Source organism: Bacillus sp. 0102A (assembly GCF_036765155.1).
In the GTDB taxonomy this organism is placed as follows: domain Bacteria; phylum Bacillota; class Bacilli; order Bacillales; family Bacillaceae; genus Bacillus; species Bacillus subtilis_G.
Genome location: NZ_JBAIZW010000001.1, coordinates 528,725 through 544,655, shown reverse-complemented (window position 1 = coordinate 544,655; position 15,931 = coordinate 528,725). Strand labels below are relative to the sequence as shown.

Below are 15,931 nucleotides of genomic sequence, written 5' to 3'. Positions count from 1 at the left end.
CGGTTTTTTGTTTTATCGCATAGATTTTTTTCGTTTTATCAATAATAACAATAAACTGATTCCAATAAAGACAAACGGCCAATACTCTTTCAGAAGCGCTGTCGGAATATGTGCAGACTCAAGCCACGCCATAATGTGTTTGAAAAAGTACAAAAACAGGGAAAAACAAATCATTGATACAGCTTCATATACATATTCTTTTTTCTGAACGGCTGAAACGAAGAGCGAGAAGCCGATCATAAATAGAAGCATTTCAAAATCATCCGGCCACCATACCCATTTCGGCTTGGCGAAAAAGTGCAAACCGATCCCCAAAAGAAGCAAACCTATAAAAAAATGGGGTGTGACGGCTTCTTTTTTTCCTTGATATATAAAGGCTGCGCCTAAGAGCATGAGGAGAACAGGCCATTGATCCTGCCCTGAAAACAGTTCGGCTTGGCCGCTTTCAAGCCATGCATATATAGAAGCGGCAAGCAGCAGACAAGGGAATAAAATTGATTTTTGTTTCATGCATATCACCTTCTTATTTTTAGAGCTGATGTGTAGTAAATTTCTGCTGTTTTTGGTATTGTCAATAGGAATGCTTATTGCACGGGAAGCTTTTTCTAATATAGCATAAGAATTTTAAAATCTGTTCACATTTTGCGAAAGAAACTATGTTATAATTATTATAAATAATGAATTCTATGTTAGAATGATTATAAATAAAGATTGGGTGTAGGGGGTGTAATTAAGCTATGCATATACTTGTTGTGGGAGTAGATTATAAATCCGCCCCTATTGAGATACGTGAAAAAGTAAGCTTTCAGCAGGAAGAGCTGGCAGAAGCGATGGTGCAGCTGAAAGCGGAGAAAAGCATTCTTGAAAACATCATTGTTTCAACCTGCAACCGTACTGAAATTTATGCGGTCGTCGACCAGCTCCATACCGGCCGTTATTATATAAAGAAGTTTTTAGCTGACTGGTTTCAATTAAGCAAAGAAGACCTTTCACCGTTTTTAAGATTTTACGAAAGCGATGCGGCTGTTGAGCATTTGTTCCGTGTAGTCTGCGGATTGGATTCTATGGTTATCGGTGAAACGCAAATTCTCGGCCAGGTGCGCGACAGCTTTAAAACAGCTCAGCAAGAAAAAACGATCGGCACGATTTTTAATGAGTTGTTTAAGCAGGCGGTTACAGTGGGTAAACGGACTCACGCCGAAACAGACATTGGCTCTAATGCAGTGTCTGTTAGCTATGCGGCCGTTGAGCTTGCGAAAAAAATCTTCGGAAACCTTTCAAGCAGGCACATATTGATTCTTGGTGCAGGAAAAATGGGCGAGCTTGCTGCGGAAAACTTGCACGGACAGGGAATTGGCAAGGTCACTGTCATTAACCGAACGTACTTGAAAGCAAAGGAGCTTGCAGACCGTTTCTCTGGTGAGGCGAGAAGCTTAAATCAGCTTGAAAGCGCGCTGGCAGAGGCCGATATTTTAATCAGTTCAACCGGTGCAAGTGATTTTGTCGTGTCCAAAGAGATGATGGAAAATGCGAATAAGTTTCGCAAGGGGCGTCCGCTATTTATGGTGGACATTGCCGTTCCTAGAGACCTTGATCCGGCGCTGAATGATCTAGAAGGTGTTTTCCTTTATGATATCGACGATCTGGAAGGCATTGTAGAGGCGAACATGAAAGAGCGCAGAGAAACCGCTGAAAAAGTTGAACTGTTAATTGAAGAAACCATTGTGGAGTTTAAACAATGGCTGAATACACTTGGTGTCGTTCCGGTTATTTCCGCATTGCGCGAAAAGGCGCTTGCCATCCAGTCAGAAACGATGGACAGCATCGAGCGGAAGCTGCCTCACTTGAGTACAAGAGAGAAAAAACTGTTGAACAAACATACCAAAAGTATCATTAACCAAATGCTCCGAGATCCGATATTAAAGGTGAAAGAGCTTGCGGCAGATGCTGATTCTGAAGAAAAGCTGGCCTTGTTTATGCAGATTTTTGACATTGAGGAAGCTGCGGGCCGTCAAATGATGAATACTGTTGAAAGCAGCCAAAAGGTCCATTCTTTTAAAAAGGCTGAATCAAAAGCGGGCTTTGCCCCACTTGTAAGTGAGTGAAAGCTGAATGATTGATACTGCAATGGCTAGACTTAATGAGGGGACAATCGTCATTTACGCATTAAGTGTACTCTTTTATTTTATAGATTTTCTTCAACACAACCGGAAGGCTGGAAAAATGGCCTTCTGGTTGCTTTCTATTGTCTGGACTCTGCAAACTGTGTATTTGGCCTACTTTATGTGGGTGACGGGGCGGTTTCCGGTATTAAATGTGACGGAGGCGCTTTATTTTTATGCCTGGGTTCTTGTCACGCTGTCACTTGTACTGACAAAGCTTTTACGAGTTGACTTTATTGTGTTTTTCACAAATGTAATAGGATTTTCTATGATCGCCATTCACACATTTTCACCGACAGAGCAGCAGTCAGCCGCTTTTTCCGGGCAGCTTGTATCCGAGCTGTTGGTGATTCATATTACAATGGCGATTCTTTCATACGGCGCTTTTTCCCTTTCCTTCGTTTTTTCAGTGTTATATCTGTTTCAATATCGTCTGCTGAAAAAGAAAAAATGGGGGAAATGGCTGTTGAGAATAGAAGATTTGTCTAAGCTTGATTATATGGCGTATGTTCTGAATGTCATCGGGGTCCCGATGCTGTTGCTGAGTTTGATTCTCGGCGTCATTTGGGCGTATGTCTCACTAGAAACGCTGTATTGGTTCGACGCCAAAGTGCTTGGTTCGTTTGTCGTCCTGCTGCTGTACAGCTATTATCTTTATATCAGGCTGATTAAAGAGCTGCAAGGAAAGGTCGCTGCACTGTGGAATACGGCTTGTTTTCTTGTGCTGATGATCAATTATTTCCTGCTTGGAAGCCTGTCGCAATTCCATTGGTTCAGTTAAATGATGTCCCAAGCAGATTCGGGAGGAAAGAAAAATATGAGAACGATTAAAGTAGGTTCCAGACGGAGCAAACTCGCTATGACTCAAACAAAATGGGTCATTCAAAAACTGAAGGAAATCAATCCTTCATTTGCTTTTGAAATTAAAGAAATTGTGACAAAGGGCGACCGAATCGTCGATGTTACACTATCAAAAGTGGGTGGAAAAGGGCTGTTTGTCAAAGAGATTGAACAAGCGCTTTTAAACGAAGAGATTGATATGGCGGTACACAGCATGAAGGACATGCCTGCTGTTTTGCCTGAAGGCCTTGTGATCGGCTGTATTCCTGAACGAGAAGACCCTCGTGATGCCCTTATTTCAAAGAATCGCGTAAAGCTTTCAGAAATGAAGGAAGGCGCTGTCATCGGCACAAGCAGTTTAAGAAGAAGCGCGCAGCTTTTGATTGAGCGTCCTGACATTACAATTAAATGGATTAGAGGTAATATAGATACGAGACTTCATAAGCTGGAAACTGAGGATTATGATGCGATTATATTAGCTGCTGCCGGACTTTCCAGAATGGGCTGGAAGCAAGACGTTGTAACCGAATTCCTCGAGCCTGCACGCTGTTTGCCTGCAGTGGGCCAGGGGGCACTGGCGATTGAGTGCCGAGAATCGGATGAAGAACTATTGGCATTGTTTTCACAGTTTACAGATGAATATACAAAACGGACTGTGTTGGCGGAACGTGCTTATTTAAACGCGTTGGAGGGCGGCTGCCAGGTTCCGATCGCAGGCTACTCCGTCTTAAACGAGCAGGATGAAATTGAATTGACAGGTCTTGTCGCTTCTCCGGACGGCAAAATCATTTATAAAGAAACCGTTACAGGAAACGATCCGGAAGAAGTCGGAAAGCGCTGTGCCGCTCTTATGGCTGCCAAAGGAGCCAAAGAATTAATTGATCGTGTAAAACGGGAGCTTGATGAGGATGAAAAATGATTTTCCGCTGAAGGGAAAAACAGTGCTAGTCACTCGGAATAAGGCGCAGGCAAAATCGTTTCAGCAAAAAGTGGAGGCACTTGGCGGAAAAGCGGTTTTGACCTCTTTAATTACGTTTCGCCGCGCTTTGCCAAACGATGTTGCGAAACAGGTACAAGAGGATCTTGCCGCGTCTGGCTGGCTTGTTTTTACAAGCGTGAACGGAGCGGACTTCTTTTTTTCTTACCTAAAGGAAAATCAGCTTATTCTTCCTGCGCATAAAAAAATTGCGGCAGTCGGTGAAAAAACGGCCCGCCGGTTGGAAACGCATAACGTATCGGTTGATGTGATGCCTAAGGATTATATCGCTGAACAATTGGCAGAGACCCTTAAGCAGCACGCTGAACCCGAGGAACGGATTACTGTGATTAAAGGTAATTTGTCACGTGATGTGGTGAAAAAAGAGCTTATCCCGCTTGGTTTTGAAGTGAAGGAATGGGTTGTCTACGAAACGATTCCGGATGAAGAAGGCATCAAGGCACTGAAAGAGGCTGCGAGTCAATACTCATTTGATTATGTGACTTTTACGAGTTCATCTACCGTACATACGTTTATGCATGTCTTAAAAGAAGAATTGAAAAAGTGGCAGATGAACAGGACGGCCTGTATCAGCATCGGACCTTTAACAAGGGACGCCCTGATGACGTACGGCATCACATCGCATACGCCTGATACATTTACAATAGATGGCATGCTTGAGTTAATGTGCAGCATGTCAAGAGAGGAAGAGAGAATATGAGTCAATCATTTAACAGACACCGCCGCCTGCGGTCTTCAAAAGCAATGAGGGAGATGGTAAAGGAAACACGTTTGCATCCATCCGATTTTATTTATCCGATTTTCGTCGTTGAAGGGCTGGAAGGTGAAAAAGCTGTTCCGTCAATGCCTGATGTTTACCATGTATCATTGGATGTATTGAAGGATGAAGTGGCAGAACTCGTCAAACTGGGCATCCAATCTGTTATCGTGTTCGGCATCCCGGAAGAAAAAGATGATTGCGGTACACAAGCGTACCATGATCACGGCATCGTCCAAGAAGCCATCACAGAAATTAAAAAACACTTCCCTGAGATGGTTGTTGTCGCTGATACGTGCTTATGCGAATATACAGATCACGGCCATTGCGGACTTGTCAAAGACGGGGTCATCCTCAATGATGAATCGCTGGAACTTTTGGCGCAGACAGCTGTCAGTCAAGCGAAAGCAGGTGCGGATATCATTGCGCCGTCAAACATGATGGACGGATTTGTTACGGTTATCAGAGAAGCGCTTGATAAAGAAGGGTTTGTCAATATTCCGATTATGTCTTACGCCGTGAAATATTCAAGTGAGTTTTACGGTCCGTTCCGTGACGCAGCAAACAGCACACCGCAATTTGGGGACCGCAAAACATATCAGATGGACCCTGCCAACCGTATGGAAGCTCTCCGCGAAGCACAATCAGATGTCGAGGAAGGCGCGGACTTTTTGATTGTCAAACCTTCGCTTTCATATATGGATATCATGCGTGATGTGAAAAATGAATTTACTTTGCCGCTCGTCGCTTATAATGTAAGCGGAGAGTATTCAATGGTGAAGGCTGCAGCGCAGAATGGCTGGATCAAAGAAAAAGAAATTGTGTTAGAAATTTTAACAAGCATGAAGCGTGCAGGCGCCGATCTGATTATTACGTATCATGCGAAAGACGCAGCGAAATGGCTTGCGGAGTAATTTTATTCAGTTGACAGGAGTTGAGGCAGATGAGAAGCTATGAAAAATCTAAAGCGGCTTTTAAAGAAGCGCAAAAACTCATGCCGGGCGGTGTGAACAGTCCTGTTCGCGCATTTAAATCGGTAGACATGGACCCGATTTTTATGGAGCGCGGAAAAGGCTCAAAAATCTCCGATATTGACGGAAATGAATATATTGATTACGTCTTGTCATGGGGGCCTTTAATTTTAGGCCATACAAATGACCGCGTCGTAGAGAGCCTCAAAAAAGTGGCTGAATACGGGACAAGCTTCGGTGCTCCGACTGAAGTTGAAAATGAACTGGCAAAGCTCGTCATTGATCGTGTGCCATCTGTAGAAATTGTGCGAATGGTCAGCTCCGGAACGGAGGCCACAATGAGCGCTCTCCGTTTGGCAAGAGGCTATACGGGCCGCAACAAGATTGTGAAATTTGAGGGCTGCTACCACGGACACGGCGATTCCCTTTTGATTAAAGCGGGTTCAGGAGTGGCCACTCTCGGTCTGCCTGACAGCCCTGGTGTGCCTGAAGGCATTGCGAAAAACACCGTTACTGTCCCGTACAATGATTTAGAAAGTGTAAAGCTTGCTTTCCAGCAATTCGGTGAAGACATTGCAGGTGTTATCGTTGAGCCGGTTGCCGGAAATATGGGAGTTGTTCCGCCGCAAGAAGGTTTCCTGCAGGGTCTGCGTGATATCACTGAGGAATACGGTTCCCTGCTGATTTTTGATGAAGTCATGACAGGCTTCCGGGTTGATTATAACTGTGCTCAAGGTTATTTTGGGGTAACGCCTGATCTGACTTGTTTAGGAAAAGTGATCGGGGGCGGGCTTCCTGTCGGCGCTTATGGCGGCAAGGCTGAAATCATGGAGCAGATCGCTCCGAGCGGTCCGATTTATCAGGCCGGCACATTGTCAGGCAACCCGCTTGCGATGACGGCTGGCTTAGAAACATTGAAGCAGCTGACACCTGAATCCTACAAGAATTTCATCAAAAAAGGCGACAGGTTGGAAGAAGGCATTTCTAAAGCCGCCGAGGCTCATGGCATTCCGCATACCTTTAACCGCGCAGGTTCAATGATCGGTTTCTTCTTTACAAACGAACCTGTTATCAATTATGAAACAGCCAAATCATCTGATTTGAAGCTGTTTGCTAACTATTATAAAGGGATGGCAAATGCAGGTGTATTTCTTCCACCTTCACAATTTGAAGGTCTTTTCCTCTCAACGGCCCATACTGATGAAGATATTGAAAAAACAATCGAGGCAGCTGAGAAAGTATTCGCTGAGATCAGCCGCGGATAAGAGTGAAAACCGGTATCAAGGACATCCTTGTATCGGTTTTTTTCTGTGCTCGCCCACTCATATTTCCCCCAGTTCATACATACACCTTTAGTGACATCTAATTTTAAGGATTAGATGAAAGGAGGATATGAACTTGCCGCAAAATCATCGATTGCAATTTTCTGTAGAAGAATCGATCTATTTCCAAAAAGGACAGGAAGTTTCTGAACTGCTTTCTATTTCATTAGATCCTGACATTAGGGTTCAGGAAGTCAATGATTATGTATCAATCAGAGGATCGCTCGAACTTACAGGTGAGTACAACATAGATCAAAACAAACATACCGAAGAGTTTTATACCGATAAGCGGTTTGTTGAAGAAGTCAGAAAGAGAGAGGATGGAAGCGCGGAACTGACTCACTGTTTTCCTGTGGATATTACTATTCCTAAAAATAAAGTGAGCCATTTACAGGATGTCTTCGTCTTTATTGACGCATTTGACTATCAATTAACAGATTCGCGCATTTTAACAATTCAGGCTGATTTAGCGATTGAAGGGCTATTGGATGATACGGCAGATAAAGAGCCGGAGATTCCTCTTTATGAAGCTCCTGCGGCATTCAGGGAGGAAGAGCTTTCTGAACCGCCGATCCAAAGTGTATTAGAAACGAGTGCACCTCCGGCAGAAGAAGCAGTTGTAAAGGATGAACCGCCAGCCGAGCCGCCAGAACTTATTGTCTCGAAAGCGGGGCTCCGTGAAGAGCTGGAAACAGAAAAAGCAGAATCTGCACCGCCGGAATCAGTTGCTTTAGAACCAGAGGCGCGAGAAGAGGTGAAAGGGGAAGACGATCTAGAGCTTGCGGTGCCGGAAGCAGCGACTCGTGCGGAATTGGAAACAGAAGAAGCTGAGCCAGAATCTGATGCATCAGGAAAAGAGGTTCAAGAGAGTGTTAATGCCAAAAAAGAAACGCCAGAGCCAGCAGCTGCAATAGCAGATGTTCGTGAAGAAGCGGTCTCTCCAGCGGAGGCTCAGCTTCGTGGAAATTCTGGAGCGGAAGAATCGCCGGCTTTGCAAGCTGAGCAACATAAAGAGACTGTGATTGCTGATGAAAAAGCAGAAACACCAGTGGCTCCTATTCTTGAATATGCGTTGCGTCAAGAGGCTCAAAATGAAATAGCAGATCAAGCGGAGCACGTTGAGCCCGCACTTCGTCAAGAACCGGAAGAAGCAGACCAACCGGAGCACGTTGAGCCCGCACTTCGTCAAGAACCGGAAGAAGCAGACCAACCGGAGCACGCTGAGTCCGCATTCCGTCAAGAAACAGAAGAAGCAGACCAAGCGGAGCACGACGAGTCTGCACTTCGTCAAGAACCGGAAAAAGCAGATCAAGCGGAGCACGTTGAGCCCGCACTTCGTCAAGAACCGGAAAAAGCAGATCAAGCGGCGTACACTGAACCTGTACTTCGTCAAGAACCGGAAAAAGCAGACCAAGCTGAGCACGCTGAGCCCGCACTTCGTCAAGAACCGGAAGAAGCAGATCAAGCGGAGCACGTTGAGCCCGCACTTCGTCAAGAACCGGAAGAAGCAGACCAAGCGGAGTACGCTGAATCTGTACTTCTTCGTCAAGAACCGGAAGAAGCTCCGGAGGCTGTTTCTGAGACAGTTTTGTCCATAGAAGAAAGCAGAACGAAGGAACCAGCGTCAGCTGCATATGTGGAGAATGACGAATCCGTTTCACACCTTCATTTCAATCAAAAAGCCAGCTCAGAGGAGACACCTCAAGAAGAGCTTACACCAGTATACCGTACCTTCCTGTCCGAACAAGAAGAGGAAGATTCTTTTTATTCAGCGCCAAAACTGTTGGAAAAGGAAGAACAAGAGGAAGAAAGCTTTGAAATTGAAGTGAGAAAAACACCTCCGGCTGAAGAGCCTGAGAAAGAAACACCTTTTCATTCCTTCCAGCTGCCTGAGACCTCTGAGACAGAAAGAAAGGAAGCGGATGATGTTCCTAAAGTTGCTCCTGCTGCTAAAACAAAGGAACCTCAAACAAAGGAAAGTGATAATTCTCTTTATTTAACAAAACTCTTTACGAGAGAAGAGGATGAGTTTTCGAGAATGAAAATATGCATTGTTCAGCAGGAAGATACGATCGAACGTTTATGCGAACGGTATGAAATTACTTCCCAGCAGCTGATCAGAATGAATTCATTAGCCTTGGACGATGAATTGAAAGCAGGACAGATCCTCTATATTCCGCAATATAACAACAGCCATGCGTAAGCCGTAAGCGATCGGAAAATGTGGTGAATGGAATGGAAGATACCCAATCGGTTCTTCAGGAGTACGGACTGACTGCTCAATTTATTGAGCCTGTCAGTCCTCTTGTGTGGAAAGTGTATACAGACTACGGCGTCTTTGCCCTGAAAAAATTGAAATCGGTTCGCGGCAAACAGTTTACAGATCACATGGTGGCGATAGAGGAAAAAGGTTTTCGTTCATTTGTACCCGTTTACAGAACAAATAGCGGAGAGTTTTTCTCAGCCGGCTTACAATCAGGAGATTCCTATTATTTAATGCCTTGGCTTCAATTTGACCAGGAGGAAGAACGGGATCAGAAACATGATTATTTATTTAGAGAAACAGCCCGTCTTCACGAGAGAACCGCGCAGGAAATGAAGGTCAGTCGTGATGATATTGAACGTTATTACGGACAAACGAAAAAAAAGTGGGAACATGATAAAATTTTCTATGAACAGTTTGTAGACAGAGCGGAGAAGGAATGGTACCTTTCCCCTTTTGAACTTCAGGCCGCAACCTATTTTTCAGAAACCATTTCCGCGGTGAACTTTGCACTGGAGCGGATAGAGGAATGGTATGAGTCGGCTAAAGAAAAGGGTGTCTCAAGGGTCGTCATGAACCACGGCAGTCTGTCTATTCATCATTTTCTATATAATGATGCCGGGACAGGGTATTTGACAAACTTTGAAAGAGCGTCTGTCGGACCGCCGCAAAACGATTTGCTCGGTTTTTATACAAAAATGTTCAGGGGCTTTCCAAAAGCTTGTCCGGAATGCGCCGAATGGTTTTATGCATATACGAAATCATTCCCTTTGCGTGAAGCGGAAGTCAGCCTTTTTCTTAGCTATATGGCATACCCGGCAGCCATGTACAAGGTGCTTAACCGTTATCAAACAGGGAAAAGACAACTTGAAAAAGATGAATGTACGCAATTATTAAAGGCTTACTGGCAAATGAAAAATATAGAGCCTTTTGTGATGAAAATTCATCAGATTGAGCAAGAGAAAAAATTCCAGGCTGAAAACGAGTCCACGTCTTAATGGCGCGGACTTGTTTGTTTATATCCATTCTAAATGAAGGGCGCAAGCTAAAAAGATTAGGATTGCGAGCAGCAAAACATCAAAAGTTGTCGGAAAGAAAATGGTTCTGATTCCTTGAAAAATTGTAATGGGGATAATCACTTGCGCGGATACAAGCCGAATTTGCTTGACCCACGGCGGCAGCGAATAAGAGCTAAAACGTTTCTTCACGGTGCATCCTCCTCTACGCATTTACAAGCATCATATGTAAACTTGGGCAATAGGTGCCTGCCTATCTGTATAGAAAGCGGCGTTTTTGGAAAAGATGATTGACGAATCAAAAACACTTTTACTATAATAAAGAACATAAATAATGTATATAATGAGCTGATAAATACACCTGCTTAGAACGGGAAGAGTACAAAAAAGGCGCATGCAGAGAGAGAAGCCGTTTGCTGAGAGGCTTCTTATGTTGTCTGATTGGAAGGTCGCCCGGGAGCATAATTTCTTGAAAGAAGAGTAGAGAAATTCGGGAGACACCCGTTATCCGTTGTAAGTGCATGAACTGATAGAGTTCATGAAAAAAGGTGGTACCGCGAAAGAGCTTTTCGTCCTTTTACAGGGATGAAGAGCTCTTTTTTCGTTCTCAGTCATTTTTAAACATGCTGGAGGGTTATCATGGAAACGAATGAACAAACAATGCCGACGAAATACGATCCGGCAGCGATTGAAAAAGACCGATATGATTTTTGGCTGAAAGGCAAATTTTTTGAAGCGGGCAGTGACCAGACAAAAGAGCCATATTCTGTTGTCATTCCGCCGCCGAACGTAACAGGAAGACTTCACCTTGGCCACGCGTGGGACACAACGCTGCAAGACATTGTAACAAGAATGAAACGCATGCAGGGCTATGATGTGCTGTGGCTTCCGGGTATGGACCATGCCGGCATCGCGACACAGGCTAAAGTGGAAGCGAAACTTCGTGAAGAAGGCACATCCCGCTACGATTTGGGCCGCGAGAAATTCCTCGAAGAAACGTGGAAGTGGAAGGAAGAGTATGCTGACTTTATTCGCAGCCAGTGGGCGAAATTAGGTCTTGGCCTTGATTATTCTCGTGAACGTTTCACGCTGGATGAAGGCCTGAGCAAAGCGGTTCGTGAAGTTTTCGTTAAGCTTTATAAAAAAGGCTTGATCTACAGAGGCGAATATATTATTAACTGGGACCCTGCGACAAAAACAGCCCTATCCGACATTGAGGTCATTTACAAGGATGTTCAGGGCGCGTTCTATCATATGAGCTATCCGCTCGCTGACGGTTCAGGCTCAATTGAAATTGCGACGACACGTCCTGAAACGATGCTCGGTGATACAGCCGTTGCCGTTCACCCTGAAGATGAGCGCTATAAGCACCTGATCGGAAAAACGGTAATTCTGCCGATTGCAAATCGTGAAATCCCGATTGTCGGTGATGACTACGTTGATATGGAATTTGGTTCAGGTGCTGTGAAAATTACGCCTGCTCATGATCCGAACGACTTCGAGCTTGGCAACCGCCACAATTTAGAACGCATTCTTGTCATGAATGAAGACGGAACGATGAATGAAAACGCTCTGCAATATCAAGGTATGGATCGTTTTGAATGCCGCAAAAAGCTTGTGAAAGATTTACAGGAGGCGGGAGTTCTCTTTAAAATCGAGGATCATATGCACTCGGTCGGCCATAGTGAACGAAGCGGGGTTGTTGTTGAGCCATATCTATCTACACAATGGTTTGTGCGCATGCAGCCGCTTGCTGATGCGGCGATTGAGCTGCAGAAGAAAGACGAAAAAGTCAACTTTGTGCCTGACCGTTTTGAAAAAACGTATTTACACTGGATGGAAAACATCCGCGACTGGTGTATTTCCCGTCAGCTGTGGTGGGGCCACCGCATTCCTGCCTGGTATCATAAAGAAACGGGCGAGTTATATGTAGGGCTTGAAGCGCCTGAGGACAGCGAAAATTGGGAACAGGATACAGACGTACTGGATACATGGTTCAGTTCTGCGCTCTGGCCTTTCTCCACGATGGGCTGGCCTGATGTAACAGCTGAAGACTTTAAACGCTACTACCCGACAGACGTTCTCGTGACAGGGTACGATATCATTTTCTTCTGGGTGTCACGCATGATTTTCCAAGGCATTGAATTTACAGGCGAGCGCCCGTTCAAAGATGTTTTAATCCACGGCTTAATCCGTGACGAGCAAGGCCGGAAAATGAGTAAATCTCTTGGCAACGGTGTCGATCCGATGGATGTCATTGACAAGTACGGAGCCGATTCTCTGCGTTATTTCCTTGCGACTGGAAGCTCTCCTGGCCAGGATCTTCGCTTCAGCTATGAAAAAGTGGAATCGACTTGGAATTTTGCCAATAAAATTTGGAATGCCTCCCGTTTTGCATTAATGAACATGGATGGCATGACATACGATGAGCTTGATTTGTCAGGCGAAAAATCAGTTGCTGACAAGTGGATTTTAACGCGATTAAATGAAACGATCGAGCACGTGACCCAGCTTGCTGATCGATATGAATTCGGTGAAGTCGGCCGCCATTTATACAACTTTATTTGGGACGATTTCTGTGATTGGTATATTGAAATGGCGAAGCTTCCTCTTTACGGAGAAGACGAAGCGGCTAAGAAAACAACCCGTTCCATCCTTGCTTACGTACTGGATCAAACGATGCGCCTGCTCCATCCGTTTATGCCGTTCTTAACGGAGGAAATTTGGCAGCACCTTCCTCACCAAGGGGAATCCATTACAGTAAGCCAATGGCCTGTTGCAGTACCGGAGCATACCGATACTGAAGCGGCAGCTGATATGAAGCTTCTTGTTGAGCTGATTCGTTCTGTGCGCAATATCCGCAGTGAAGTCAATACGCCAATGAGCAAGCAGGTTGAACTGTATATTAAAACAAGCACAGATGAAATAGCAGCCCGTCTCGAAGCGAACCGTTCATACGTTGAACGCTTTACGAATCCGAGCGTACTTAAAATCGGCACGGATATCGAGGCTGTTGATAAGGCGATGACGGCTGTTATTTCAGGAGCAGAGGTTATTCTTCCGCTTGAAGGCTTAATTAATATTGATGAAGAAATTGCTCGTCTGCAAAAAGAATTCGATAAGCTGACAAAAGAAGTCGAGCGCGTCCAAAAGAAACTTGGAAATGAAGGATTTATGAAAAAAGCGCCTGCCCACGTAATTGATGAAGAGCGTGAAAAAGAAAAAGATTATGTGGCAAAGCGTGACGCTGTTCAAAAACGAATGGCTGAGCTGAAGGGCTAATGAAAAGCCGGGGCGGTTTCTAGAGAAACCGCCTTGTCTTATAAAAGAGGGGATTATCATTGTTTAGTGCATATGAAGAAGCGCGCAGCTGGATTCACGGGCGGCTGAAATTCGGTGTGAAGCCCGGACTCGGCCGAATGGAGCAGCTGATGGCGCGGTTAGGGCATCCTGAAAAGAAAATCCGCGCGTTCCACATCGCAGGAACAAACGGTAAAGGATCAACTGTCGCTTTTATCCGTTCTATGCTGCAAGAAGCCGGATATACGGTTGGAACGTTTACGTCACCTTATATCATTACGTTTAATGAACGGATCAGCGTTAACGGGACACCGATTTCAGATGAGGAATGGACAGCAGTTGTCAATCAGATGAAACCGCACGTTGAAGCGCTTGATCAAACGAAATACGGACAGCCGACCGAATTTGAAATTATGACGGCGTGTGCGTTTTTATATTTTGCTGAGTTTCATAAGGTCGACTTTGTTATTTTTGAAACAGGTCTAGGCGGCAGATTCGATTCTACGAATGTGGTTGAACCGCTTTTAACAGTGATTACAAGCATCGGGCACGATCATATGAACATTTTGGGAAACACCATTGAAGAAATTGCAGGAGAAAAGGCCGGAATTATTAAAGAAGGTATTCCAATCGTTACAGCTGTTACCCAGCCGGAAGCCTTACAGGTCATTCGTCATGAAGCTGAACGACATGCTGCGCCGTTTCAGTCATTACATGATACATGTGTTATTTTCAATGAACTGGCTCTGCCTGCCGGAGAACAGTTTTCATTTAAAACGGGCGAGAAGTGCTATGACGATATTCGGACATCTCTGATCGGCACCCATCAAAGACAAAATGCGGCTTTGTCCATTTTGGCTGTTGAGTGCCTCAATAGGGAGAATATTGTTCATATCAGTGATGAAGCGTTAAGAAGCGGGCTGGTAAAGGCTGCTTGGCCGGGACGGTTAGAGCTTGTTCAAGAACATCCGCCGGTATATTTAGACGGTGCACATAACGAAGAAGGCGTTGAAAAGCTGGCGGAAACGATGAAACAGCGTTTCCCTGATTCCCGCATTTCTGTGGTGTTTAGCGCGTTAAAGGACAAACCGTATCACGATATGATTAAGAAATTGGAAACCATAGCGCATGCGATTCATTTTGCTTCTTTTGATTTCCCGCGTGCTTCTCTTGCAAAAGATCTCTATGATGTAAGTGAAATCAGTAATAAAAGCTGGGATGAAGATCCGGACAATGTGATCGAATTCATAGAAAGTAAAAAGGGCTCAAATGAAATTGTGCTGATTACCGGATCGCTCTATTTTATTTCTGACATTCGCAAAAGGTTAAAATAATAGGTCTAGCCCCGGCAGTATCGAAAATGAGATTTTGCCGGGGCTTTTTACGCGTAAAATCGAAAATTCCCGATTAGAGTTTAGGCGCTCATTCTGCTACAATCCATGCCAGTATCTTGTAAAGGTGTGTTGTCTATGCTTCCCATTCTATTTATCCTCGGGCTGATCCTTGGTTCGTTTTATTATACGGCCGGGTCCCGTATCCCCTTGCGTATATCTATTGTCAAGCCTCGTTCGGCATGCTCGTTTTGCCGGCGGACATTAACTCCCGCAGAATTAATCCCCATCCTGTCATTCCTTTTCCAAAAAGGCAAATGTAAAAGCTGCGGGCATAGAATTTCTTTTATGTATCCCGCGGCAGAGCTTGTGACAGCGTGTTTATTTACCGCTTCAGGAATACGCTTTGGCCCGTCTCCGGAGCTGTTTCCCGCTGTTGTGTTTACCTCTCTTCTTATCATTGTTGCAGTGACAGATATTCATTTTATGCTGATTCCAAATCGAATATTGATTTTCTTTCTCCCCTTTTTAGCGGCAGCCAGATTGATTTCTCCGCTTGATTCCTGGTATGCCGGCCTGTTAGGTGCGGGAGCCGGATTTCTTTTCCTGGTCTTAATTGCCTTAATCACCCATGGGGGAATAGGGGGAGGAGATATTAAATTATTTGCGGTGATTGGATTCGTGCTTGGTGTGAAAATGCTGGCAGCTGCCTTTTTCTTTTCTATTTTGATAGGTGCATTGTATGGAGCGGCAGCCGTCCTGACTGGAAGACTCGCCAAAGGGCAGCCGCTTCCCTTTGCCCCCGCAATTGCGGCAGGGAGCATTTTAGCCTATTTATACGGCGACTCTATTGTTTCTTTTTATATGAAGGTGACATTGGGCTGACCGCTGAAAAATTTGACGAACGTTTTTTGGACAAGACGACAAAAGTCTTGTTCTTTTTTTTTTCGCCTGTGCTAAAGTGTGTAGCAT

At 44.8% G+C, this 15,931-nt stretch carries 13 protein-coding genes and 1 other annotated feature; of the genes, 11 read left to right on the top strand and 2 right to left on the bottom strand.

The window, feature by feature from the left end; all coding sequences use genetic code 11:
- Positions 1 to 12: 12 nt before the first annotated feature.
- Positions 13 to 510 carry a hypothetical protein gene (locus tag V6D41_RS03115; RefSeq protein WP_333517245.1) on the bottom strand — a complete coding sequence of 166 codons (498 nt, stop codon included), beginning with the start codon at positions 508 to 510 and terminating at the stop codon, positions 13 to 15.
- A gap of 227 nt (positions 511 to 737) precedes the next feature.
- On the opposite strand from V6D41_RS03115, the gene hemA reads away from it, so the two are divergent.
- The 8 genes from hemA (at position 738) to cotN (ending at position 10,310) form a co-directional block, all read left to right on the top strand.
- Positions 738 to 2,105, top strand: coding sequence for a glutamyl-tRNA reductase (gene hemA, locus V6D41_RS03110; RefSeq protein ID WP_148962252.1), 1,368 nt, complete (start codon positions 738 to 740; stop codon positions 2,103 to 2,105).
- 7 nt (positions 2,106 to 2,112) lie between these two features.
- On the top strand, positions 2,113 to 2,943 hold the full coding sequence (locus V6D41_RS03105; protein WP_087992330.1) for a cytochrome c biogenesis protein: 831 nt from the start codon (positions 2,113 to 2,115) through the stop codon (positions 2,941 to 2,943).
- A 36-nt stretch (positions 2,944 to 2,979) separates the two neighbouring features.
- On the top strand, positions 2,980 to 3,921 hold the full coding sequence (gene hemC / locus V6D41_RS03100) for a hydroxymethylbilane synthase (protein ID WP_333517244.1): 942 nt from the start codon (positions 2,980 to 2,982) through the stop codon (positions 3,919 to 3,921).
- The gene (hemD, locus tag V6D41_RS03095) at positions 3,911 to 4,699 is read left to right on the top strand and encodes a uroporphyrinogen-III synthase (protein ID WP_333517243.1); all 789 of its coding nucleotides are present in this window, start codon (positions 3,911 to 3,913) and stop codon (positions 4,697 to 4,699) included. The genes hemC and hemD overlap by 11 nt, the downstream gene beginning before the upstream one ends.
- Positions 4,696 to 5,670: a porphobilinogen synthase gene (hemB, locus tag V6D41_RS03090; protein WP_148962249.1), complete on the top strand. Its 975-nt coding sequence runs from the start codon at positions 4,696 to 4,698 to the stop codon at positions 5,668 to 5,670. The genes hemD and hemB overlap by 4 nt, the downstream gene beginning before the upstream one ends.
- A gap of 29 nt (positions 5,671 to 5,699) precedes the next feature.
- Positions 5,700 to 6,992 carry a glutamate-1-semialdehyde 2,1-aminomutase gene (gene hemL / locus V6D41_RS03085; RefSeq protein ID WP_148962248.1) on the top strand — a complete coding sequence of 431 codons (1,293 nt, stop codon included), beginning with the start codon at positions 5,700 to 5,702 and terminating at the stop codon, positions 6,990 to 6,992.
- A 133-nt stretch (positions 6,993 to 7,125) separates the two neighbouring features.
- Positions 7,126 to 9,252, top strand: coding sequence for a LysM peptidoglycan-binding domain-containing protein (locus tag V6D41_RS03080; RefSeq protein WP_333517242.1), 2,127 nt, complete (start codon positions 7,126 to 7,128; stop codon positions 9,250 to 9,252).
- 32 nt (positions 9,253 to 9,284) lie between these two features.
- Complete coding sequence (gene cotN, locus V6D41_RS03075) at positions 9,285 to 10,310, top strand: spore coat protein CotN (protein WP_333517241.1); 1,026 nt, start codon at positions 9,285 to 9,287, stop codon at positions 10,308 to 10,310.
- A gap of 18 nt (positions 10,311 to 10,328) precedes the next feature.
- Here the strand turns inward: cotN and V6D41_RS03070 are convergent, their stop codons facing one another.
- Entirely contained in the window at positions 10,329 to 10,520 is a 192-nt protein-coding gene (locus V6D41_RS03070) for a hypothetical protein (protein ID WP_087992323.1), read from the bottom strand.
- Between the two features lie 165 nt (positions 10,521 to 10,685).
- Positions 10,686 to 10,908: a binding site (T-box leader), on the top strand.
- 59 nt (positions 10,909 to 10,967) lie between these two features.
- On the opposite strand from V6D41_RS03070, the gene valS reads away from it, so the two are divergent.
- The 3 genes from valS (at position 10,968) to V6D41_RS03055 (ending at position 15,844) form a co-directional block, all read left to right on the top strand.
- Positions 10,968 to 13,610, top strand: a complete 2,643-nt coding sequence (gene valS / locus V6D41_RS03065) for a valine--tRNA ligase (protein ID WP_333517240.1) — start codon at positions 10,968 to 10,970, stop codon at positions 13,608 to 13,610.
- 59 nt (positions 13,611 to 13,669) lie between these two features.
- On the top strand, positions 13,670 to 14,962 hold the full coding sequence (locus V6D41_RS03060) for a bifunctional folylpolyglutamate synthase/dihydrofolate synthase (protein WP_333517239.1): 1,293 nt from the start codon (positions 13,670 to 13,672) through the stop codon (positions 14,960 to 14,962).
- Positions 14,963 to 15,097: 135 nt separating this feature from the next.
- Positions 15,098 to 15,844 (top strand): prepilin peptidase, encoded by a 747-nt coding sequence (locus V6D41_RS03055; protein WP_333517238.1) that lies wholly within the window; start codon positions 15,098 to 15,100, stop codon positions 15,842 to 15,844.
- The last annotated feature ends 87 nt before the right edge of the window (positions 15,845 to 15,931 follow it).

Coding starts and splice junctions, on each gene's coding strand:
- V6D41_RS03115 (WP_333517245.1), bottom strand. CDS start 510: ATGAAACAAAAATCAATTTTATTCCCTTGTCTGCTGCTTGCCGCTTCT.
- hemA (WP_148962252.1), top strand. CDS start 738: ATGCATATACTTGTTGTGGGAGTAGATTATAAATCCGCCCCTATTGAG.
- V6D41_RS03105 (WP_087992330.1), top strand. CDS start 2,113: ATGATTGATACTGCAATGGCTAGACTTAATGAGGGGACAATCGTCATT.
- hemC (WP_333517244.1), top strand. CDS start 2,980: ATGAGAACGATTAAAGTAGGTTCCAGACGGAGCAAACTCGCTATGACT.
- hemD (WP_333517243.1), top strand. CDS start 3,911: ATGAAAAATGATTTTCCGCTGAAGGGAAAAACAGTGCTAGTCACTCGG.
- hemB (WP_148962249.1), top strand. CDS start 4,696: ATGAGTCAATCATTTAACAGACACCGCCGCCTGCGGTCTTCAAAAGCA.
- hemL (WP_148962248.1), top strand. CDS start 5,700: ATGAGAAGCTATGAAAAATCTAAAGCGGCTTTTAAAGAAGCGCAAAAA.
- cotN (WP_333517241.1), top strand. CDS start 9,285: ATGGAAGATACCCAATCGGTTCTTCAGGAGTACGGACTGACTGCTCAA.
- valS (WP_333517240.1), top strand. CDS start 10,968: ATGGAAACGAATGAACAAACAATGCCGACGAAATACGATCCGGCAGCG.
- V6D41_RS03055 (WP_333517238.1), top strand. CDS start 15,098: ATGCTTCCCATTCTATTTATCCTCGGGCTGATCCTTGGTTCGTTTTAT.